This is a genomic window from Peribacillus sp. SIMBA_075 (assembly GCF_046534585.1).
In genome coordinates, this window is sequence record NZ_JAWRYN010000060.1 from 1 (window position 1) to 22253 (window position 22253).

Annotated in this window: 20 protein-coding genes and 3 pseudogenes; 19 read left to right on the plus strand and 4 right to left on the minus strand. The window is 38.5% G+C overall.

The annotated features are described in order from the left end of the window. Positions 1 to 161: pseudogene (locus SB775_RS25125) on the minus strand (DUF1641 domain-containing protein); the annotation flags it as partial. Between the two features lie 1435 nt (positions 162 to 1596). Here SB775_RS25125 and SB775_RS25130 point away from each other — a divergent pair. The 9 genes from SB775_RS25130 (at position 1597) to spoVK (ending at position 11619) form a co-directional block, all read left to right on the plus strand. Beyond that, positions 1597 to 2052 (plus strand): SMI1/KNR4 family protein, encoded by a 456-nt coding sequence (locus tag SB775_RS25130; protein ID WP_061462495.1) that lies wholly within the window; start codon positions 1597 to 1599, stop codon positions 2050 to 2052. A 133-nt stretch (positions 2053 to 2185) separates the two neighbouring features. Then, positions 2186 to 2893: a response regulator transcription factor gene (locus tag SB775_RS25135; RefSeq protein WP_410863853.1), complete on the plus strand. Its 708-nt coding sequence runs from the start codon at positions 2186 to 2188 to the stop codon at positions 2891 to 2893. Beyond that, the gene (locus tag SB775_RS25140) at positions 2890 to 3951 is read left to right on the plus strand and encodes a sensor histidine kinase (RefSeq protein ID WP_410863854.1); all 1062 of its coding nucleotides are present in this window, start codon (positions 2890 to 2892) and stop codon (positions 3949 to 3951) included. The genes SB775_RS25135 and SB775_RS25140 overlap by 4 nt, the downstream gene beginning before the upstream one ends. 98 nt (positions 3952 to 4049) lie before the next feature. Then, complete coding sequence (locus SB775_RS25145) at positions 4050 to 4826, plus strand: ABC transporter ATP-binding protein (protein WP_410863856.1); 777 nt, start codon at positions 4050 to 4052, stop codon at positions 4824 to 4826. Then, the gene (locus tag SB775_RS25150; RefSeq protein WP_410863857.1) at positions 4804 to 6744 is read left to right on the plus strand and encodes an FtsX-like permease family protein; all 1941 of its coding nucleotides are present in this window, start codon (positions 4804 to 4806) and stop codon (positions 6742 to 6744) included. Before SB775_RS25145 ends, SB775_RS25150 begins: the two co-directional genes overlap by 23 nt. Positions 6745 to 7310: 566 nt before the next feature. Beyond that, on the plus strand, positions 7311 to 8642 hold the full coding sequence (locus tag SB775_RS25155; RefSeq protein ID WP_410863859.1) for an ATP-binding protein: 1332 nt from the start codon (positions 7311 to 7313) through the stop codon (positions 8640 to 8642). Between the two features lie 456 nt (positions 8643 to 9098). Beyond that, positions 9099 to 10019, plus strand: coding sequence for a tRNA (adenosine(37)-N6)-dimethylallyltransferase MiaA (gene miaA, locus SB775_RS25160; protein ID WP_375166305.1), 921 nt, complete (start codon positions 9099 to 9101; stop codon positions 10017 to 10019). A gap of 3 nt (positions 10020 to 10022) precedes the next feature. After that, positions 10023 to 10256 (plus strand): RNA chaperone Hfq, encoded by a 234-nt coding sequence (gene hfq / locus SB775_RS25165; RefSeq protein ID WP_034313436.1) that lies wholly within the window; start codon positions 10023 to 10025, stop codon positions 10254 to 10256. 406 nt (positions 10257 to 10662) lie between these two features. After that, the gene (spoVK, locus tag SB775_RS25170) at positions 10663 to 11619 is read left to right on the plus strand and encodes a stage V sporulation protein K (protein WP_061466029.1); all 957 of its coding nucleotides are present in this window, start codon (positions 10663 to 10665) and stop codon (positions 11617 to 11619) included. Positions 11620 to 11656: 37 nt separating this feature from the next. Here spoVK and SB775_RS25175 read toward each other — a convergent pair whose 3' ends face one another. Then, positions 11657 to 12265 carry a trimeric intracellular cation channel family protein gene (locus SB775_RS25175; RefSeq protein ID WP_317778836.1) on the minus strand — a complete coding sequence of 203 codons (609 nt, stop codon included), beginning with the start codon at positions 12263 to 12265 and terminating at the stop codon, positions 11657 to 11659. 164 nt (positions 12266 to 12429) lie between these two features. Here SB775_RS25175 and hflX point away from each other — a divergent pair, with 164 nt between their 5' ends. The 4 genes from hflX to glnA all read left to right on the plus strand — a co-directional run bounded on the left by hflX (position 12430) and on the right by glnA (position 16936). Further along, positions 12430 to 13683, plus strand: a complete 1254-nt coding sequence (gene hflX / locus SB775_RS25180; protein ID WP_410863861.1) for a GTPase HflX — start codon at positions 12430 to 12432, stop codon at positions 13681 to 13683. Between the two features lie 12 nt (positions 13684 to 13695). Beyond that, positions 13696 to 14964, plus strand: coding sequence for a methionine gamma-lyase family protein (locus tag SB775_RS25185; RefSeq protein WP_317778838.1), 1269 nt, complete (start codon positions 13696 to 13698; stop codon positions 14962 to 14964). A 195-nt stretch (positions 14965 to 15159) separates the two neighbouring features. After that, positions 15160 to 15561: a MerR family transcriptional regulator gene (locus tag SB775_RS25190; protein WP_318684483.1), complete on the plus strand. Its 402-nt coding sequence runs from the start codon at positions 15160 to 15162 to the stop codon at positions 15559 to 15561. Between the two features lie 40 nt (positions 15562 to 15601). After that, complete coding sequence (gene glnA, locus SB775_RS25195) at positions 15602 to 16936, plus strand: type I glutamate--ammonia ligase (RefSeq protein WP_061462504.1); 1335 nt, start codon at positions 15602 to 15604, stop codon at positions 16934 to 16936. 211 nt (positions 16937 to 17147) lie between these two features. Here glnA and SB775_RS25200 read toward each other — a convergent pair whose 3' ends face one another. Continuing rightward, entirely contained in the window at positions 17148 to 17285 is a 138-nt protein-coding gene (locus SB775_RS25200) for a tyrosine-type recombinase/integrase (RefSeq protein ID WP_410863870.1), read from the minus strand. A gap of 214 nt (positions 17286 to 17499) precedes the next feature. Between SB775_RS25200 and SB775_RS25205 the strand changes: the two are divergent. Both SB775_RS25205 and SB775_RS25210 read left to right on the plus strand, forming a co-directional pair. Then, positions 17500 to 18362 (plus strand): annotated as a pseudogene (locus SB775_RS25205) (replicative DNA helicase); the annotation flags it as partial. Between the two features lie 277 nt (positions 18363 to 18639). After that, on the plus strand, positions 18640 to 18852 hold the full coding sequence (locus tag SB775_RS25210) for a DUF3954 domain-containing protein (RefSeq protein ID WP_410863863.1): 213 nt from the start codon (positions 18640 to 18642) through the stop codon (positions 18850 to 18852). A gap of 172 nt (positions 18853 to 19024) precedes the next feature. Here the strand turns inward: SB775_RS25210 and SB775_RS25215 are convergent, their stop codons facing one another. Beyond that, entirely contained in the window at positions 19025 to 19909 is an 885-nt protein-coding gene (locus SB775_RS25215) for an alpha/beta fold hydrolase (RefSeq protein ID WP_410863864.1), read from the minus strand. Between the two features lie 315 nt (positions 19910 to 20224). Between SB775_RS25215 and SB775_RS25220 the strand changes: the two genes are divergently transcribed. The 4 genes and pseudogenes from SB775_RS25220 to SB775_RS25235 all read left to right on the plus strand — a co-directional run bounded on the left by SB775_RS25220 (position 20225) and on the right by SB775_RS25235 (position 21692). Next, positions 20225 to 20362, plus strand: a complete 138-nt coding sequence (locus SB775_RS25220) for a hypothetical protein (RefSeq protein WP_410863866.1) — start codon at positions 20225 to 20227, stop codon at positions 20360 to 20362. Positions 20363 to 20522: 160 nt separating this feature from the next. Beyond that, positions 20523 to 20681, plus strand: coding sequence for a hypothetical protein (locus SB775_RS25225; RefSeq protein ID WP_410863868.1), 159 nt, complete (start codon positions 20523 to 20525; stop codon positions 20679 to 20681). A 21-nt stretch (positions 20682 to 20702) separates the two neighbouring features. Beyond that, positions 20703 to 21175: pseudogene (locus SB775_RS25230) on the plus strand (ArpU family phage packaging/lysis transcriptional regulator). Then, a complete protein-coding gene (locus SB775_RS25235; protein ID WP_410863869.1) occupies positions 21150 to 21692 on the plus strand; it encodes a tyrosine-type recombinase/integrase in 543 nt (180 codons plus the stop codon). Before SB775_RS25230 ends, SB775_RS25235 begins: the two are co-directional and overlap by 26 nt. The last annotated feature ends 561 nt before the right edge of the window (positions 21693 to 22253 follow it).

Below are 22253 nucleotides of genomic sequence, written 5' to 3' on the forward strand. Positions count from 1 at the left end.
AAAATATTCACTAATTCAGTCAGTTTTGGTAACTGCTCAACTAAAGTGTTCAAGGATTCCTGAACCTCGGGCTTTAAAAGCTGATCTAGGATATCCAATTGTTCTTGGTTTCCAGAAATATTAAGTGTTTCATGTTCAGGTCTTGAGGCTACATCTACCATATCTAATTCCCCTTTAAACTTAATTATTTTGTTTTATGTGTTTTCCGCCGATACTACTAATCATACGACTCTAATCTCTTAATTTCAAATAAATTTTTTGTGATAGAAATATAATTTTTTAGTTATAATTAAGAGTTAGTAGGTGGGTTTCTTAATTTATCTTAATATTCTAAAAAAATGTTGAGATTATTGTGGTTATAATACCTTAAATAAAAAAGTTTATTAGAAATGCCCCTTGTCATTAGATTGTCCAATCAATTAATGACATGAACAATCAATATAGACACTTATAATTCTGCCTGTATGTTTGTTTTGTTATAATGTCCATAATCTTTGAATATGCAATGCTTGTATGGTGTCCATGAATATTTTATCTGATTTAGGGTAAATAATATTATCGGAATTGGAGATGATGCCCTTGGTAGAACGCAGGATGTTAAAGATCCGTGGAGAGAATATTGAAATATCTTCTAGGTATAGTGAGAAATATAGTAAATGGAATTGTACTGCTAAACTTCCCAACAGTTCCATAATAGCCTATTGTCGTGATAAAAATAAGCTTCGCGCTGAGACAGTTTCTATGAGCAGATTATTAATTACTTATGATGACTATAAAGTTGTATGAGATGTAGTTGATTTAATCCATAAATAAAAAAAGGCGCACAACCTTGAAGATGATGGTTGGGTGCCTTTTTTTATTGTATCCAAGATGTTGTATCCCTGGTGTGGAAATAAATAATTTACAGAACAGGAATTTGGGGATAGCTTTCGATTAGTCTCGATATCATGCCACCATGCGATACTGCAATTTTGCTGTTACTTCGATCTAAAATATTAAAACATCTATCCTAAATTGATTATTTTATATTACTTTACCCAAAGTTTTAAATAACCATCAATTTTGATAACTTAAACTCAAATCTCATTTAATTATAATAGCCCAAGTGTATAGTATGAAATATTTATCCTTTTCCTTGTTATTGTATACTTGTATTTATATACAAACCTCTTCTATTTTTCCCTTTTGGGACATAAGCTTTCAAATCACCATTTTGCCTTCTACCCTTTTTTTGCGAATTTTTAGTGAAGGGAAAATCCCTTTTTTTTAAGCTATTTTCTTAAGTGGAGATGATTGCAACAAAATTGTCGAAAAATATATCAGAAAATACTGAAAAGGAAAGTAAATTTATGTTAATGTATTTAAAAAGTGTCATTTTTTTAGTCCTGAGGAATAATTTGTTTTTCAGGAATCTCCATTGAAAAAATCGTTTAGATTGTAATGGAGTCAAAGTTCCATTTGGCTAAGGAAATATAAAGGAAAACCTTGCCTTTTTATTACAGCAATCAGCAAGTGAATAAGGCTTACAGAATAAGATCATCTGGTGGTGAATTGATTTTGTATGTTGCTACAATAATCTGAAATGGAGTTGGTAGAATGGTGAATATTACTGGATATGGTAAAGCGACACAAAAAGCAGTGAATAATTTTGAGGAATTTGTGGGTTTTGAAATCCCTGCTGATTATAAACAATTTCTCCTCAAGCATAATGGCGGCATAACTGCGGTGCAAAACAGTAAGTTTTATGTAGATGCATTAGACACACTCGTTTGCTTAAATGTCCTTTATGGATTAGATCTTCAGGATAAAGAACTGGATTTACAGAAATGGCATGAAGAAAACAGGGAAGACTTACATAAGAATTGCATTATAATAGGTAATGATACGTGTGCAGGTAAAATTTTACTGATAAATAACGAAGAGGAAAAGGGAGTCTATTTCTGGGATCAGGGGTGGTATTCGGATCCATCAGGCCAGGATGAAAATATTTATAAAGTTGCAGAGAGTTTTCAATCCTTCATTGAGGGATTGAAAATCCCGGAGGAAATCTAATTTTATTTGCATCCCCTTGATTGGCTTAGGCCATTCAAGGTTTTTTATTGTAAATTCAAAAGCAGATTGATATGGGACGGAAATTATATGTAAGAGTGATAGTAAGGATTGTTCTTTTAAAAGGGAGGAAAAGATGTATAAAATCTTATTGGTTGAAGACGATGTCAAGATAGCTGGGAGCTTGGTCAATTATTTAAATAGGTATGGGTATGAGGTTTTTGAAGTAAAGCAATTGGACCAAGTCTTTTCGGAGTTTCAAGAGATAAGGCCGGATTTGGTTTTATTGGATATTAATCTTCCATATTATGATGGTTTCCATTGGTGCCGACTAATGAGGACGGTTTCAAAGGTTCCCATCATATTTACATCTGCAAGGACAGAAGAAATGAACCAAGTCATGGCCATTGAATATGGGGGAGATGATTATTTAACAAAACCATTTCATTTGGAAGTGGTGCTAGCGAAAATAAAAAGTGCCTTACGTAGGGTTTATGGTGAATATGCGGAAATATCTTCATTCCACCAACAAATAAAGGAAATGGACGGATTAACGCTTTATACGGAAAAAGCGATGATCGAATATCAGGACAATCGGGTAATGTTAACTCAAAATGAGTTAAAATTATTGAGCTGTTTACTACGACAGTATGACACCATTGTCTCCCGTGAAGATTTACTTGAAGCCCTATGGAATGATGATTCATTTGTTGATGACAATACATTGACTGTCAATGTCACTAGAGTACGGAGAAAACTAGAGGATATTGGCGTCAAGGATGCCATAACAACTAGCAGGGGAAAAGGATATCGACTAAAAATAGTGCAAGGTGAAGAAAAGTGAAGCTAAAATCCTTTATTATAGACCGTCTTTATTTTATATTTTATACCGTTCTATTGGCAAGCCTGCTTATTATTGCTTATGCATTAGCCGTTCTGGAAGCGGGGAATCACATATCGATTTCAAATATCTTCTATTTAATTATTCTCACGTTGTTTATGTTGCTTCTATTTTTAGCGGCCGATTACATAAGGCATTACCGTTTTCTTAATCAATTAGCAAGGATGAAGCAAGAAACGAGCTTGTCGTTTGAATATGTCGAAGCCTTTAGGGAACCCCTGTCAAATGAACAAAAGTTGTGGATGGAGCTTTTTCAACAAATGAACAAAGTAACAATTGGACAATTACAAGAACAAATCAAACAGAAGGAGCAATATGAGCTATTGATTCATCAATGGGTTCATCAAATGAAGACACCTGTTTCAGTCATTTCCTTACTGATTCAAGAAGGCAAAAGGACATTTTCGAATGGGCCGATGAAGGATTATCTTAAAGAGATAGAAGAAGAAAATGATCGATTTCGCAGAGGACTGGAAATTATATTGCATGGAGCAAGGCTGCAGCGTTTTTCGGAGGATGTAAAATCGGAACGGGTTGACTTAATTAATCTAGTCAAACAAGTGATTAACGAGGAAAGAAAACAGTTCATCAAACGGTTCATATACCCCAAGCTTGATACGGAGCTTGAGAATTTATATGTGCATTCGGATCGTAAGTGGCTCCACTTCGCCATTAGTCAGGTGGTCTTTAATGCACTGAAGTATTCAAGGCAGGAAGAGCATGTCAGCATAACGTTCAACATTGTTGAAAAAGAGTCGGAGATTTTCCTAAGGATAACAGATCAGGGAATTGGAATTGTCCCACATGATATAAAACGAGTGTTTGATCCTTTTTTTACTGGAGAGAACGGGCGAGTTCAACAAGAGTCAACCGGAATGGGACTATATCTAGTGAAGGAAATCCTTAACAGGCTTGGGCATGGCGTTACCATTCAATCGACTGTATCCGAAGGGACTACTGTGGAATTTCTCTTTAAGACAAATACCCTACATGAAAGGTGACAGAATTGTAAGGGTGTTAAAGCGGTATGTAATAAACTTCGATGGGAGCCTCCCGCTTTATTCATTATACTTACGGTAAGAAAGGGAGGTATTTTCGGATGTCGATTTTAAAAGCGGAACAACTATCCAAAACTTATTTTCAAAAGCAGGGGAATGTATTTCATAAAGCGTTACATAATTTCACCATGAATGTACAGAAAGGGGAGTTTGTCGGGGTGATGGGTCCATCAGGCAGCGGGAAAACCACGCTGCTTAACTTAATGGCAACGATTGATAAGCCCACCACAGGTAAAGTCATTCTAAATGATCAAAACCCTAATGAATTAAACAATCAGGACCTGGCTTTGTTTCGCAGGAGGGAAATTGGATTTGTTTTTCAAGACTTCAACCTTCTTGATACACTTACCGTTCGCGAAAATATCCTCCTTCCTTTAGCGTTAGATCATTATAAACTGCAGGAAATGGAAAATAGGGTAAATCAGTTGGCGAACCTTCTTGGTATAGAAGGGATTTTAGAAAAGCGGACCTTTGAAATTTCCGGGGGTCAGCAGCAACGAACGGCTTGTGCAAGAGCGATGATCCATGAACCTTCCATTATTTTAGCGGATGAACCTACTGGCAATTTGGATTCCAAATCCGCCAAGCAGGTAATGGATACCCTCACGACACTTCAGGAGAAAAAGGGAGCAACCATCCTCATGGTCACTCATGACCCGACTGCCGCCAGCTTCTGTGACCGGGTTCTATTCATAAAGGATGGCAAGTTCTTTTCGGAGGTTCATAGCGGAGGGGAGAGACAGAGCTTCCATCAAAGGATATTAGATACGTTAAGCGTTTTGGGAGGAGTCTATCATGAACATCCGACTTCTGGCTAAGAGAAATATCCAAGGAAATGCACAACGTTATCTAGCCTATTCTTTTAGTATTGTCCTTTCCGTCTCAATCTTTTTTATTTACGCATCATTTATCTTTCATCCTGATGTGGTCCATGCGAATATCCCTGGGGGACAGCTAATCAGCAGTGGACTCATTGCAGCAGAAATAGTGATCATCATATTTTCAGTTTTCTTTATCGCTTATTCGAATGCTGCATTTATACAGCCGCGAAAAAAAGAGTTTGGGCTTCTGACACTACTTGGAATGTCCAAATCCCAACTAAGAAAACTGATTTACCTGGAGCAAACGATTGTTTCCCTCATATCCATCCTGATCGGAGTAGGCTTGGGGTTTTTGTTCTCAAAATTATTCTTAATGGCAGTTTCTTGGTTATTGGCTGTAGAGCAACCAATATCATTTGTCTTTGTCCCTGAGGCATTTGTTTATACGATTGTTGGTTTCATTTTGCTATTTCAGCTATTATCGCTCCTTTCATTGTTCCACATTGGAAATGCGGAGGTTGTCGATTTACTAAAAGATAAACAAAAACCAAAAAAGACGCCCTTCGTTTCAAAGTGGTTAATTGCATTATCAGCAGTTTGCTTATGCATTTCTTATTACTTGGCAGCCACGATGTCGGTGAACAATTCTTATATTCGAGTGATGCCCATTTTATTCTTCGTACTGATCGGCACCTATTTTTTATTCAGCCAAAGCATTGTCGCTCTATGCCGCAGGCTTTATCGGAAGAAGAAAAGCTTATATGGTGGAACGAATTTAATTACACAAACAAACCTGATATTTAATATTAAGGACTATTCCAGGTTATTCTTTTTGACCTCGATCATTACAGCTGTGATTTTGACAGCTGCAGGAACACTTTTCATGTTCAGTGCAGATTTAAAAAAGCAAGGGATCGATAACATTCCGCAATCAATTGGCTGGGTTGAAAATGACGCTTCCATTTATTCCGTTATTGAACCATCCGCAGTGGAGAAAACATTAAAGGAAGATGGATTCAAGATCCTTTACGAAGTTAATATGACAGGTGTGCCCATTTCCCACATGTTACCCCATATGAGAACGGGAGAATCCAATGAAAATTGGTCATTATTAATCTCGGAAAGTGATTATAACAATGCGGCTGCATTGCGAAAAATCGATCCAGCAAAATTATCTGGAAAAGAAGCGTTATACATTTTTCCTTATGGAGGACTCGACTATGAATTTGTCCAAAAGGGTGAACAAAAGGAGCTTCAATATGGTAAACAAACCATACAGGTAACAATGATTGGTCAGCGCAATCAATCGATAGTCGCTCCAATAAAATCAGCAACGACCCTGATGGTGGTCGATGATCAGCTGTATCATGAAATCACTAATGATGTGCCTTTAAAAGATAAGGTAAGAGTACGAGGGTATGAAGTTAAAGACTGGGAAGAATCAATGGAAACAGCTGCTAAAATAGAAAAAATGTCTAATAATCCTGACCATAATCAATTGCAAACAAGAGCTCCGATTTATCAAGAAATGAAACAGGGAAGCATTTTGATCCTTTTTATCGGCTTGTTCGTCAGTTTATTATTCTTTATCGTCCAAGGAAGCATGATGTATCTGCGGGTTTTTACGAATTTAGAAGATAAAAAAATCCAAATTCATGCCCTACATCGACTGGGACTGACAAAAAAAGAAATACGGAAAATTTTAAGTGCGGAAATACGCATCCTCTTTTTCGCTCCTTTTCTGATAGGGATGATTCATGCCATAATCGCCTACGTGGCATTAAGCAATTTATTGGGATCCAACTTGTTCGTCTATTCTGCTATGGTCATCGGAACGTATTTTCTTTTTCAACTGCTATATTATCAAGTAACAAAAAAGATGTATGAGCGGGCAGTCATCAATTCGATTAAATGAAAACTATCATATGTTAATGGAATCAGGGGGGCAGACCCTGATTCCATTTTTTTGTATTAATGTCTCGTTAAAATGCCGTTTTCCTTAATGATAAATTAGTTAATACGTACCATTGCAAGGGGAGTGATCCGCTTTTTTCATAAAACTGAATGGCATCTGAATAAAAAATATGAATTTTGTTTAGATTTTATAGATTAAACCTTTACATTCTTGTAATATTTTCATATAAAGGGTAAAATTATTTGTTTCAAGGCTAATATATTGAAATCAGCATCTGTTCTTTTTTTCGTGTTCTTATATAAAGTTATATTAATATAATAAATATATGGTAATAAAATGTTTTTCTAGAAATATTAAGTATTTAATTTAGCTTAAATTAAAATTTAAAAAGTTGAGGATCAAAAAAAGAAGTGGATAATATGTCAATTACTTGATTAAATATAGTCCTGTATGCCTATGTTTTTCGTGAATATTAGATTATTTTCTATTACTTTTCCCCTTTATATAGTAAACTCATAAAAGGTTCGTTAACTTTTAGCTGCTAGAGACGAGGTAAGTTTAATCCTATGAAAAATAAAAAGTTAAGGGCATTTCTTTATTTGACCATTCTTTTATTAATTGTCTTCATTCTTCTAAATATGTTTTCTACTTATTTAAGCATTAAAAATTCTGTGCAAAAATCCGTTGCTAATCAAAACTTGGTAACTGCCAGGTCTATTGCCGACTCAATGGATATAGAGGCATATCAACGATTTCTTAATAACCAAGTAAATAGCCAGGAATATAAGGATATAAAAGCTTATTTAGAAGATGCCCGTGAAAAAATCGGGGCATTGTATGTTTATACCATCATGGTTGATAATCCGAGAGTATCTAAAGCTATGATTACCGGATTTTCTAAAGATCATAAAGGGGATTTTCCTATCGGTGGTGTATGTACTGTTCCATCGGAGCAGGTCGAACAGGCGTATGAAGGTAAAAGCTTTATTACCGGGATTCTGGAAGATCCGGAATATGGGGAGTATTTGACTGTGGGAGTGCCAATAAAAAATCAAGATGGCACCATTATTGGTTTTTTGGGCATTGATGTGAGTGCAGAGGATATTAATGCCATTAACGGAAAGGTATTGAAAAGCAGCATCGCCATCCTTGTTTATAACGGGGGATTTGTCATCATGTTGCTATTTACCTTTTTTGTCATTCAAAAATGGTATCAAAAAGAACTGACACGTGAAGTGGGGGATACGGAAGATACATATCAATCGGAATTTCAATCGCTCATTGCTTCAGTTCGCTCATTAAGGCATGATTTTTCCAATCATATTCAGGTGATACATGGACTGCTTAAATTAGGGGAGAACGCAAAAGCACTCGATTATTTAACTGGCCTTTCAAAAGAAGTGCATTCGATAGAATCGATGAAATTGGATGTGATTCATCCGGGCTTATCTGTCCTGTTAGAGACAAAAAGGCTATCGGCACAGAATTATAACATCGATATAGAAATTGATGTTTCACCCAAATCTTTCAATCGGGTCAAAACAATCGATTTGATAAAATTATTATCCAATGTTATCGATAATGCAATTGAAGCAACAATTGAATTGCCCGAGCAAGAACGCCGAATGAATATTGCATGTAACGCTGATGATCAAAAGTATACGTTTATGGTCACGAACAGCGGGCCAATGATTTCCACTTTAGATCAGGAGAATATATTCACCAGCGGATTTTCAACAAAAAAGGCACAAAAGGGTAAAGTTCGCGGACAAGGATTGTTCATCGTTAAAGACTTAGTGAGCAGATATGATGGAGAGATTCATGTACAATCCACTGAAAAAGAAACGACCGTTACGATGACGATACCCGTAAATGGAAGAATGTGCTGTGAACTGTAAATCAAAAGGGAAGCGCAATGATAAAGAAGGTATGATTCCTCAAAATGCAGAAGGAATCATACCCTTTTTTAGTTATTTTTGATTATCTTGTATTTTGTTGAAAGGCCTTTATCATGCTTATTTTTCTCCATTAGTCCCAGCCGGTTTCGCTATTACTTGGTCTAATGCGGTAAATGGAACTTGGAAATTCATCTATATTATAAAGCTGATCTATATGGATAAATGAAGGTATAATGGTCACAATTGAATGTGAATAAAGGGATTTCAAGATGACGATTATTCCGGGAAAAGAGGTGAATAAAAGAATCTGAATTGGACATAATGGGTAGATGTTTAGCTGCTTTCATCGAGATTATGATAAGATAGGAAAAAATCATATAAGGCAGTGAGAATGTGAAACAACAAAAAGGAAAACTTCTCGTTATCATTGGACCGACTGCTGTTGGCAAGACTAAGATGAGCATTGAGATGGCAAAGTTATTTAATGGTGAAATTATCAGCGGAGATTCGATGCAGGTTTATAAAGGGATGGATATTGGGACTGCAAAAATCAAAAGGGAAGAAACAGAAGGGGTTCCCCATTATTTAATTGATATTAAGGACCCTGATGAACCATTTAGTGCAGCAGAGTTCCAGGAGCGCGCTAATGCTTGTATCGGGGATATCCAGAGCAGAGGTAAACTCCCAATTATAGTCGGTGGAACAGGATTATACATACAATCGGTCATCCATGATTATCAATTTTCGGAAGCGCCATCAGACCCTGTTTATAGGGATGGACTCGAAAAACAGGTAAGGGAGTTTGGAATCGATCCAGTTTTTGAACAATTACGCAGCGTTGACCCAGAAAGCGCGAATCGGATTCATCCTAATAATGTTAGAAGGGTGATCAGAGCACTTGAGATTTATCATTGTACAGGTAAAACGATGAGTGAGCAGCTGAGTGAACAGCCTACTGAATTTAAATATGATACATGCATCATTGGATTGACAATGGAACGTGAGAAGTTGTACCGACGTATCGATCAACGTGTTGATGGGATGGTAGAAGAAGGGCTGATTCAAGAGGTGGAGTCCTTTTACGAAAAAGGTTTGAGGGATTGCCAATCAATCCAGGCTATAGGCTATAAAGAAATCTATGATTTTTTTGATGGAAAAGCTTCATTGGATGAAGCGGTTGAGACTTTAAAGCAAAACTCCCGTAGATATGCAAAAAGGCAATTGACTTGGTTTCGGAATAAAATGGATGTAAATTGGTTTAATATGACCGATCTCGAGGGTTTTCCAAAAAAAATACATGAAATATCTGGATTTATTGCAGGAAAGCTTTTCAATGAAGGCGAATACATAAATTTAGAGAGAAAAGAGGAGGACTAATACATGAAACAATCAGTAAATATTCAAGATCAGTTTCTTAATCAATTACGGAAAGATGGTACGTATGTGACGGTATTTTTATTAAACGGGTTCCAGATTAGAGGACAAGTAAAAGGGTTCGATAATTTTACCGTTTTATTTGAATCAGAGGGCAAACAGCAGTTAGTCTATAAACATGCGATTTCTACATTCGCTCCACAGCGTAATGTTCAGATTGATTACGAAGTGAAGGAATAATCATATATATGAATGTGAAAAACAGGTTTCGCTTATTGCGACCTGTTTTTTTTGTATGCACGGTACGTTTCTTTTTCAAAGAATCGATAATTTTACGTACCTGTTTTGAATATATATAAGGGACGGATTATTTTCCGGGAAACCGCAGGAAATGACAATCCCACATAAATAATTGGTGGATGGGAATGAAACTTGTCGTAAAAAAACCTCTTAGGAAAAAATCCTGTCAGAATAAGTCGCCGTTAGAAAAGGAATATGGCTAATTAAACTGAAATCTTTGGTATTCACGAAAAGAAATAATGAATTTTCCGATGGGGAAGTTTTGGCTATGTTACATATGCCTATTACCATCATAAATCTAATGGAAATTGTGGAGTAAGGGGTCCAAGATGGAGAGGTGAATGCATTGGAACAACCGATCCGTATGAAAAATAACGGGCAAATCAATATTGTGTTTAATGCGGAAAACAGAAAAGCGCTACAAAAGGATCTGCCGATAAAAGAAATTTTGGTGCAAGAAATCCCCCACCAGCATGTAGCGTTGAAAGAGATTGAAGATGACCTGAAATCGCTGGTCGGAATGGAAGAAATGAAACGGATGATAAAAGAAATATATGCCTGGATTTACATCAATAAACAACGTGAGGAAAAGGGGCTGAAGACTGGCCGGCAAGCGCTGCATATGATGTTTAAAGGAAATCCCGGAACTGGGAAAACAACGGTTGCACGTTTAATAGGTAAGTTGTTTCAAAAAATGAATGTACTATCGAAAGGGCATTTAATTGAAGCGGAGAGGGCAGATTTGGTCGGGGAATACATTGGTCATACTGCCCAAAAGACAAGGGATTTAATTAAAAAGGCCATTGGCGGGATCTTATTTATTGATGAAGCCTATTCCTTGGGAAGGGGCGGCGAAAAGGACTTTGGTAAAGAAGCCATAGATACGCTTGTCAAGCATATGGAGGATCGTCAACACGAATTCATTTTGATCCTTGCTGGATATTCAAGGGAAATGGATTATTTCCTTAGCCTAAATCCTGGCCTACATTCCAGGTTCCCGCTTGTTGTTGACTTTCCGGATTATACGATTGATCAGTTAATGGAAATAGCCGATCGGATGCTGCAGGAAAGGGAATATCTAATGAATCGGGAGGCCGAAAGGAAATTAAAAGAACATTTAATCATATTACGTTCATTCCGGGGGCCGATTTCATTTTCTAACGGACGTTATATCCGAAATGTTCTTGAAAAGTCGATCAGGGCACAGGCGATGCGGCTTTTATTGGAGGATTCTTTTGAAAAAGCCGATTTACTGACCCTAACCAGCCAAGATTTGATTTTTGAGGATGATGAGAAAGAATGACATGGAAAAGCCCACCAAAATGGCGGGCTTTTCAAATTTATGTTTTAGGCACCCATTTTTTATTAGGGAGATGCCAATTATTAGTGTAAGAAAGGACTCGCAATATCGTAATGACGGCGAAGAGTGAATAAAGCTGCCAAGACTGGGATAATACACCACTGCCTAAAACCAAGCCTGCTATGATGGCCCATACTACGTAGATTTCTTTTCTGAAGACCAATGGCTTTCTTCCGGCCAGTACGTCACGAAGTATCCCGCCTCCGCACCCGGTTAATGCCGCAGATACAATGATGGCACTCATTGGATGATTAAGTTCCACGGCATACATCGCGCCTTGGATGGCAAAGGCCGAAAGGCCAATGGCATCACTGAGGTTTCCCCATCTATCCCAGTGTCTTGAAAGGTTTGTAGGGAATACAAAAACGATGGTGATGGTTACTATAGCGATGGCAAAATAGAAACTTTGATCCCATAACGTTGAAGCGGGGACACCAATCAGCAGGTTCCGAATTGCCCCTCCGCCAAAAGCGGTTATGATTCCTAAAATATAAACTCCTAAAATATCATACTCTTCTTCCATGGCAATGATGGTTCCGCTAATGGCGAATGCAATCGTACCTATGATGCTTAATACTTCCCATGTCATATGAATTCCCTCTATGTCTTTTCGATTTTGATGGTAAAGTCAAATTTGATTTTAGCATGTTATCGGAATTTTTAAAACGGTAAAAGCTTTGTTTTAAGGAAATTTTTATATAGTCAATTTTTTTGTTATGATTAACTGAAATCTTCAAGAAGGTGGTGCATGATTTGGAAGAATCATCAAAGGAAACGGCCGTGTTGATTGGGTGTCAAACAACAGAGCCTACTGAACGTTTTGAATATTCACTCGATGAGCTGGCTTCATTGGCGAAGACGGCGAATGGTGAGGTGTTAATGACCATCACCCAGAAAAGGGAAAGCGTCGATCCAGCTACATATATAGGAAAAGGAAAAGTGGAGGAGCTTCGAAATCTGGAAGAGGAGCTTGAGCCGGATTTATTTATCTTTAATGATGAACTATCCCCGGGCCAGATTCGAAACCTTTCGAAACAATTGGAGGCAAGGATCATTGACCGGACACAGCTCATATTAGATATATTTGCTCAGCGGGCGCGTTCCAGGGAAGGGAAGCTGCAGGTTGAACTTGCTCAGCTCCAATATTTATTACCGCGTTTGGTCGGACAGGGGACCGCGATGTCCAGGCTTGGAGGCGGAATCGGAACCAGGGGCCCTGGAGAAACGAAGCTGGAAAGCGACCGTCGCCACATTCGTGGGAAAATAGATGAAATCAAGCAACAATTAAGTGGCATTGTCAAGCATCGTGAACGCTATCGTGATAGAAGGAAACGTAATAAAACCTTTCAAATTGCCCTCGTGGGATACACGAATGCAGGTAAATCGACGCTGTTCAACCGTTTGACGGAGGCGGATTCATTCGAAGAGAACCAGTTGTTCGCTACCCTGGATCCCATGACACGAAAAGCGATTCTTCCCAGCGGATTTACCGTGCTGCTGACGGATACGGTAGGATTCATTCAAGATTTGCCGACATCTTTAATCGCCGCATTCCGCTCGACTCTGGAAGAAGTGAAGGAAGCTGACCTATTGCTCCATGTGGTCGATTCCTCAAGTACGGATTACTTTAATCATCAGAAAACGGTGCAGGATTTGCTAAATGACTTAGAAGTCCCTTCCATTCCACAGCTAACGTTGTATAATAAGAAAGATCGGATTCATGCTGATTTTGTTAGGTCTTCCAGTCATGCTTCATTAATGATCAGTGCCTATGAACAATCGGACTTGAATCAAATTATGGAAGAAATTGAAAAATACGTGATTGAAGAAATGGTCCCGTATTATGTTTTCCTGCCGTCGAGTGAGGGTAAACTATTATCACAGCTGAAAAATGAAACCATATTGCGCACTCTCTCCTTTAATGAAGAATCGGAAAGATATGAATGCAAAGGTTTTTGTCTAGCTGATCATCCATTAACCGGGCAGCTTGAGAAATATTCATTATAAAGGGGAAGTTTGATGTATCAGCAGTTAACAAATGGAGAAGTGTTGAAAAACATTGCCCAGGACGTGGAAGCAATGATTTCTCCGTTACATAAGCAAGTCGACGAACGAATTGAAGAAAATCAATTTCGTGTATTACAAAGTTTTCAAGCACATAGGGTGAGTGATTCCCATTTCATCCCGACAACAGGGTATGGATATGATGATACAGGCCGCGATACGCTTGAATTGATATATGCAGATGTTTTTGGTGCGGAAGCTGGATTGGTACGCCCGCAAATTATTTCAGGCACACACGCCATCTCCACTGCACTGTTCGGCATATTGCGCCCGGGTGATGAATTGTTATACATAACTGGAAAGCCATATGATACTTTGGAAGAGATTGTCGGTATCAGGGGATCGGGTATCGGATCTTTGCGCGATTTTCAAATCAGCTATAAGGCCGTTCCATTAGCGGAAGCGGGATCCGTTGATTTCGACGCCGTTAAACAAGCCATTCAACCAAATACTAAGATGATCGGTATACAACGGTCAAAAGGGTATGCTACACGCCCTTCCTTTACGATTGAAGAGATTAAGGAAATGATTTCCTTTGTTAAAGCCATTAATCCGAAAATCGTCGTGTTCGTGGACAATTGCTATGGAGAGTTTGTTGAAACACTAGAACCATGTCATGTCGGAGCAGATTTAATGGCTGGTTCACTGATTAAAAACCCAGGTGGCGGGATAGTGAAAACCGGTGGATATATTGTTGGTAAAAAGGGCCTTGTTGAAGCGTGTTCTTATCGATTAACATCACCTGGAATAGGGGCTGAAGCAGGTGCTTCCCTTTATAGTCTGCAGGAAATGTACCAAGGTTTCTTCCTTGCACCGCATGTCGTGGGCCAAGCTGTAAAAGGAGCCATGTTCACAGCTGCGTTTTTAGAAAAAATCGGTATGAATACATATCCTAAATGGGATGCGAAGCGTACAGATTTGATTCAATCTGTTCAATTTGATGACCGGGATAAAATGGTTGCCTTCTGTCAAGCCATCCAATATGCATCGCCAATCAATTCGCACGTGACACCATATCCTGCATATATGCCAGGATATGAAGACGATGTAATCATGGCTGCGGGCACCTTTATACAGGGAGCCAGCATTGAACTGACGGCAGATGGTCCAACAAGGGCTCCGTATGTTGCCTACGTTCAAGGCGGCTTGACCTATGCCCATGTTAAAATAGCAGTATTGACCGCTGTGAATGCATTGATGGATAAAAAACTGATTCAACTGTAAAAGAGAATATGTAATTTACGTAATGGGAGTCCAAATCAATGGATTCCTCCCATAAACAATAGTCGTAATATTTGAGTAGTTACAAATCATTTAACTCTTCTGAAAAAAATGACGTCATAAAATGTAACATCAGATTGACATGTTTAATAACATGGTATATGATTATTTTAAGATAAACAAAGGAGGATGCTAAGAATGAACGGCAACAACATTCGGCGTTCTATGCCTCTTTTTTCCATCGGAATCGTCATGCAGCTAACTGAGTTGTCTGCACGCCAAATTCGGTATTACGAAGAGCATCAACTTATTACTCCTATGAGAACAGATGGAAATCGTCGGGTTTTTTCTTTAAACGATATCGATCGACTGCTTGAGATTAAAGACTTAATCGAACAAGGAGTCAATCTGGCCGGCATAAAAAAAATTTTCACTGTAAAGGAACAGAATTTACCTACCCAAGATTTAGAACAAGCGGAAAAAATAAGACGTGACCTTAGTGATGAGGAGCTTCGCAAGCTTCTGCGTGCCGAGCTTTTACAAGGAAGTAAGCATCGAACATCTCTTCGACAAGGGGATATGTCTCGTTTTTTTCAATAAAAAATATGATTTTATGAATGATTATTAGGGGGAATAAAAATTGGCAAAGTTCACACGTGAAGACATCACTCGTTTAGCGAAAGAAGAAAATGTTAAGTACATTCGTTTACAGTTTACCGACATTTTAGGGACGATTAAAAACGTTGAAATCCCAGTCAGTCAATTGGAAAAAGCACTTGATAATAAAATGATGTTTGACGGATCTTCCATTGAAGGCTTCGTCCGTATCGAAGAGTCCGATATGTACCTATTTCCTGATTTAAATACATGGGTTATCTTCCCTTGGACTTCCGAAAAAGGTAAAGTCGCACGTTTGATCTGTGATATTTACAATACGGATGGAACACCTTTTGATGGGGATCCCCGTGCTAACCTAAAACGTGTTCTTGCAGAAGCAAGAGAAATGGGCTTCACAGATTTCAATCTTGGACCTGAGCCTGAATTCTTCTTATTCAAACTGGACGCAGCAGGCGAGCCTACTCTAGAATTGAATGATAAAGGCGGATACTTTGACCTTGCACCTACTGACCTAGGAGAAAACTGCCGTCGTGATATCGTTCTTGAGCTTGAAGAAATGGGATTTGAAATTGAAGCATCCCACCATGAAGTAGCTCCAGGACAACATGAAATTGACTTTAAATATGCGGATGCAATCTCAGCATGTGATAACATCCAAACATTTAAATTGGTCGTAAAGACGATTGCCCGTAAACATGGTTTACACGCAACTTTCATGCCAAAGCCATTGTTCGGTGTTAATGGATCTGGTATGCACTGTAACGTTTCATTATTCAAAGGAAACCAAAATGCATTTTATGATACAGAAGGAAAATTGGAATTAAGTAAAACAGCTGAGCAATTTATCGCAGGTATCATTAAGCATGCTCCAAGCTTCACTGCGGTAACAAACCCTACTGTTAACTCATATAAACGTCTAGTTCCTGGTTACGAAGCTCCTTGTTATGTTGCATGGTCTGCTAAAAACCGCAGCCCATTAATTCGTATCCCAGCTTCACGCGGAGTGAGTACTCGCGTAGAGGTACGTAGTGTCGATCCAGCAGCAAACCCATACCTGGCACTTGCTGTTATACTGAAAGCTGGACTTGACGGCATCAAAAACGACTTGACTCCTCCAGCTCCAGTTGATCGCAACATCTATGTTATGAATAAAGAGGAACGTGAAGAAGTAGGCATCGTTGATCTTCCAGCTACTTTATATGCTGCATTGGAAACATTAAAAGCTGATGAAGTCATCAAATCAGCACTAGGTGAACACTTACTTGAACACTTCATCGAAGCAAAAGAAATCGAGTGGGATATGTTCCGCACACAAGTTCACCCATGGGAACGCGAACAATATATGTCAATGTATTAATAGTTTCAAAGCCTTGGTATTACTGAGTTTCTCAGTTACCAAGGCTTTTTTTATTTTTATAAAATGAAAGGGAACTGGCTGGCTGACCACATTTTGACCACATTTCATACTATTTCATATTCAATTGAGCATAATTCATATAGTTAGAATATCCATCAACACTTTTTTCTTCGAGTTTCTTTGACACGTGAGCATAGACATCTGCTGTTGTTTATATTGATTTATGTCCTAAGCGTTCCTGCACATCTTTTAAACTGGCCCCGGATTCTAGAAGTAAAACAGCATGGGTATGTCGTAAACCATGAATGGTTATATGTTTTGTAATTCCTGCTTTTCTACAAATGCGAATAAAGGCCCTGTGTAAGGTGGATTTTTAATAGGGGAGGCCATTCCCTCGTTCGAAAACAAGAGTTGTTTTGATACCTTTCTGCCAATTTCAGTTTTATTTCCTTTTGCTTAATGACATGACGTGTTAACAGAGCGGCAAGGCTTTCGTCGATTAATATTTTTCTATACGATGTCTGATGCGGTTAGAAGATAACTCGACTGACGATGATGACGGATCCATAAAGAATGATTTAGTTGCGGTCTACGATGAATTAGAAACGCCAAAAGGTGAAATTACCGGTATGCCTACAGGGTTTACAGAATTGGATCGAATGACAGCCGGATTACAAAAACAAGACCTTATTGTAATCGCTGCCCGGCCATCTGTAGGAAAAACGGCATTTGCTTTGAACATTTCAGAGGGAGTAGCAAAACAGAAGAAACACGCAGTCGCAATCTTCTCCCTTGAAATGGGTAGAAAACAATTGTTAAAAAGAATGATTTCGAGTAACGGTAGAATCAATGCGCAGCATATCCGCACAAGTAACCTTGTTGATAAGGATTGGGGAAAGCTAACAGGCGCAATGGGAGATGTTAGCAACCTGAATCTAAGAACCTTTGATAATTCTAGTATTACAGTTAATCAAATCTGGGCGAAGGTCCGTAAGATGAAAAGGGAGTACGAAGACAAAGACATTCTGGTCAAGATTGATTACCTGCAGCTCATTACAGGATCAGCCAAACATAAAGGGAATCCGATGCAAGAAATAAGTGAAATCAGTCAGATGCTAAAACATATGGCAAGGGAATTGGATGTATGTGTCATAGCCTTAAGTCAGCTATCAAGGGCGGTAGAACAAAGGCAAGATAAACGGCCTATGATGTCAGATATACGGGAATCGGGCCAAATTGAACAAGACGCTGACGTGATTGGATTTCTTTATCGGGATGATTATTACGATAAGGAATCGGAGAGCAAAAAAACATCATAGAAATTATTATTGGTGAACAAAGAAATGGTCCCATTGGAACCATATCACTAGCATTCATCAAAGAATATGGGGTCTTCCTCAATCTGGAGCGCAGACATGACGGTTAGGGACCTTTATCATGAGTCCATCAAATACAAGCATACATCACTCCGTTTGTTGATTGAATTTCTGGTATACGAAAAAAAACACGGTGAACTTTAATGACGATAAATCAGTACTCAATCTTTATTTCAAAAAGAATAATAAGCCGAGAATGAATGAGCTGTTGCAAGAATATCAGAGAAGAATTTATGGGTCTGCTATATGATACTGTCCTAGCAGCATGTAGAGTAGAGAGAATTACTTATATTAACAGGATGCTATGAGAAAACGGGAGTGGGCGCGATGGAAGTGAAAATTAATTTAGAAGAAAATATGGTGTACTTTGTGAGCAATCAAAAACTGACTCCCATGAATCCACCAGATGGTGGGTACGGGGAAACAAAGATTATGTGGCAAAACAATAATGCAGTTCATGCCACTACCAAATTTACAACACCTATAGGAAAGAAGGTTGTCAAAAAGAAATGTGGCAAAGAATTCTTTGATCACATTTAAAGTGTATGAAGAATAGTGGACACAAACTGTGATTTTTAGGAATTCCAGAATTAGTAGTTAGTAGTTGATATATATTAGAGTCCCTTTCATGAAACAAAAAGGTGTTTTACTAATAATGTATGGCTGAACCCCTCATAAACGTAGAGGGGCTTCAAATCCTCTTTGTTGTTATTTATGGTCTGCCGGCTTCCACGAATTTATGGGCAATCATTTTTGGTTCCATGGAGAAGGTCGTAAAGTGGTCTCCTTTGCCTTCAATGTATCGGTAAAAACCGAGGTGGCTGGATTGGTTCGTATGCCAAGCGAACGGTCCGGGCGGAAGAGCGATATCTTCCGTCAAATTAAGATAACTTTTCGGAATTTGCAGATTGTAGAATTTTTTCAGATCGAGCTTTTGAAATAAAGGTCTTGCAGGTTCCGGCATAATCTTGCTGTACATCACTTTCGCTTCCTCTAAGCTGGCCGTGTTTGCGAAGGCATCTCGGAACAGTGGGAATGGAAGCATAATCGTATTGTTACCAGAAGCATCGGCCAGTTGTTTGAATGTTTCTTGAATAGGCGGCGGAAGTTGATCATACAAGCTTTGTCCGTCTAGAGGAACAAAAGCGTTAGCAAACACGAGACGGTCGATCCGATCCGGGATTTGCTGGGCTACTGTTGCTACAACCGTACCGCCGAAGCTATGTCCGAGAAGAACGATATGTTTCAAACCTTTTTTCTCAATATATTCGACGACGGCATTCGTGATTTGCTCATGAGTTACGTTTTTGTCTGTTAAGACACCGTGACCTGGCAATTCCGGCACATAAACCGAATGGCCAAGTTTGCGAAGCTCGGCAGAGACTCCAGCAAATTGGCTGACGTCAGCCCAGGACCCGTGAATAATGACGAAGGTAAGCTTTTCTTGCGAGTTGCTCATTGTCAACATATCATTCTTGGGAATTTGCTTAGAATCTGCCGCATTTGCGGAATTAAGTTGGTTGCCGATTTGAAAGCAGAAAAAGGAAATTAAAGCCAGTCCGAGAGCAATTATTTTTTTGAATTTAATCAGATTCATGTTTAACCTCCTAATAATGGATGGGATAACATTTTTGCTCCAATTGATCAAGGAATATTGTTTACTTCACCAGACAATATTATTCCCGAGACGAGGTACCCTAGAGTAAATAACTGGCTGGTGTCCGTATTATTTTTTGAAGCGCACCAGCATCTTACGCTTCTCTAGTGTTCATTTACGACCTTGTAAAAAGTAAAGGGCCGCACAGTACGAATAAAATGTGTGTTATTGATAAGTCCTGAGACTAAATTAGATTTAAGTTTTACTTTACGTAGGTCTTTACCAATTAAAATTCACCTGAGGAGGCTTTAGATAATGGAATTAATTAAAGAAATTCAACTGGATAGCAAAGAAGTGGAAGAGGCCATTACCGATTATCTGAAAAAAGAAGGATACAAAGCCGTATCATTCAAATTCAAATCATCAAATCCTTTAATGTGTGCATACGATTAAAGCATCCATTGTTGTAGAAGAAATCCGAGTAAAGTAAAGAACAATTGCATAAACGTCTGGCCGGAAAAAATTGGAGGACATTCATTAAATGTAGGAAACGAGATTTCCTATTTTCAATGGATGTCCTTTTTTATTGAGAAAAAGAGAGAAGGTAATTGAAATGGGAAAAGAAATAACACAAAGAAAAATCAAGCATGTGATCAAGTGGAAAGTGGATTCTTATCGGACGGACAAACGGACGGGTGCCTTCAGTCCGGTAAAGCCAAGTCGTTATGTACAATATACTTATGATGAATTAGATCGTCAATTTCCGAATTAATAAAAGGAGGTGCTAGGACACATGAAAAGAAGAAGTGATATGCCGGTTGTTGATGAAAAAAGAACAAAAGAGAAGTCGAAAACGCGATTGTAGAATATCGAGATTTCTTAATCACACTGCCTATTTTTTTAATGCCAAAAGTGACACCATCCTATTCATTGGTTCCTCCTACTAATACCAACGCGTTTCATTCCAGCACGGAAGATGCAGCACTTGAACGGATTGAATTTGAGCAAAACCGAGCGGATTGTTTAACTAAAATGCACGATGCGGTGAATAGTTTGAAAGACATCGAGAAATTGATCATTGTGAAAAAGTATCTTCTCCATGATCAACACGGTTACGACCTGTTAATTTGGACTGAATTAGGGCTAGGAAAAACCAAGTATTATGCCATTAAAGGAGAGGCCATGTTGCGCCTGGCCTTCGCCTTGAAAATAGAAGTCTATAAAAAAGGGGGTGTTTCGAATGAACGTGGTCCAACCCATTCGTGATAAGGTCCTGCTGCAGGATATGAAAGACTTCCTGAAACAGAATAATGAACGAAATTACATCATGTTTTTGCTCGGGATTCATACGGGATTGCGTATCTCGGATATTCTTCGTTTAAGGGTAAGGGATGTGCAAGGATGGGACATTGTCCTGAAGGAAAAGAAGACGGATAAACATAAAGAAGTGAAGATGTTGAATGAATTGAAACGGGCAATTCGGACCTATGTGAAAGACAAAACCTCGAATGAATATTTGATTAAAAGTAGAAACGGAAAAAACAAACCGATTACAAGGGGGATGGCCTATGTGATTTTGAGTCAATTGGCGGAGGAATTCGGACTGGAACGAATCGGGACCCATTCCCTTCGAAAGACATACGGGTATAATCATTACAAGAAATTCAACGATGTCGTAGCCCTTCAACAGATCCTGAATCACACGGATCAACGAGAAACCTTAATTTACATAGGGATTAAACAAGATGAACTCAATAAAATGCAGGGGAAAATCGATTGGTGATTTCCTCTTTTTTGTGTGTTCTTTTTCTTTTTGTCCTTTTAAATTTACTTCAACCTGGCGGTTGTTCAATTCATTTTTAGGAAACGTGATATTCCCTTGGGACTGTAAGGTAAGGTGTGTGCCTGTGAATTATACACAATCTGGATTATAACGAATTCAACGGGGTATTTTCAGCCCATCTTGCATCGGAAAGGCAAAAGGAAAGGCGAACGATTCGCGAACGATAAACGGACACTTATTCATTTTGCCTGTGATAAAGTAATAGTATGGAAGTTTTGAAGAAGACTTCTAAATAAGGCGTGATGGTTTTTAGCTGTTGCGACTTATTCCCTCCCTTTTTTACCCGAATGGTTTACTATTGCTGGCTGCTCGGAGTATGGCCGAGTGGCCTATCTTTTTGTTCTCTGTAAACCAGATATAAGTACAGGGAGATTACAGACTTCACTATGTACGATTAAAAAATACATTATGCTAAAAAAACAGCCTGGTATTATCCCCTACAGGTAGACAGAGTAAAAAGAGAGCATGATAAAATGTTCTTAACAGTCTATCTGAGAGGGG

Bases quoted from the DNA above. Each gene is read 5' to 3' on its own strand.
- SB775_RS25210 (WP_410863863.1), top strand. From the start codon at position 18,640: ATGGAAGTGAAAATTAATTTAGAAGAAAATATGGTGTACTTTGTGAGC.
- SB775_RS25225 (WP_410863868.1), top strand. From the start codon at position 20,523: ATGGGAAAAGAAATAACACAAAGAAAAATCAAGCATGTGATCAAGTGG.
- SB775_RS25220 (WP_410863866.1), top strand. From the start codon at position 20,225: ATGGAATTAATTAAAGAAATTCAACTGGATAGCAAAGAAGTGGAAGAG.
- SB775_RS25130 (WP_061462495.1), top strand. From the start codon at position 1,597: ATGGTGAATATTACTGGATATGGTAAAGCGACACAAAAAGCAGTGAAT.
- SB775_RS25185 (WP_317778838.1), top strand. From the start codon at position 13,696: ATGTATCAGCAGTTAACAAATGGAGAAGTGTTGAAAAACATTGCCCAG.
- SB775_RS25215 (WP_410863864.1), bottom strand. From the start codon at position 19,909: ATGAATCTGATTAAATTCAAAAAAATAATTGCTCTCGGACTGGCTTTA.
- hfq (WP_034313436.1), top strand. From the start codon at position 10,023: ATGAAACAATCAGTAAATATTCAAGATCAGTTTCTTAATCAATTACGG.
- SB775_RS25235 (WP_410863869.1), top strand. From the start codon at position 21,150: ATGAACGTGGTCCAACCCATTCGTGATAAGGTCCTGCTGCAGGATATG.
- SB775_RS25145 (WP_410863856.1), top strand. From the start codon at position 4,050: ATGTCGATTTTAAAAGCGGAACAACTATCCAAAACTTATTTTCAAAAG.
- SB775_RS25190 (WP_318684483.1), top strand. From the start codon at position 15,160: ATGAACGGCAACAACATTCGGCGTTCTATGCCTCTTTTTTCCATCGGA.
- SB775_RS25175 (WP_317778836.1), bottom strand. From the start codon at position 12,265: ATGACATGGGAAGTATTAAGCATCATAGGTACGATTGCATTCGCCATT.
- miaA (WP_375166305.1), top strand. From the start codon at position 9,099: ATGAGCATTGAGATGGCAAAGTTATTTAATGGTGAAATTATCAGCGGA.
- SB775_RS25150 (WP_410863857.1), top strand. From the start codon at position 4,804: ATGAACATCCGACTTCTGGCTAAGAGAAATATCCAAGGAAATGCACAA.
- SB775_RS25135 (WP_410863853.1), top strand. From the start codon at position 2,186: ATGTATAAAATCTTATTGGTTGAAGACGATGTCAAGATAGCTGGGAGC.
- SB775_RS25155 (WP_410863859.1), top strand. From the start codon at position 7,311: ATGAAAAATAAAAAGTTAAGGGCATTTCTTTATTTGACCATTCTTTTA.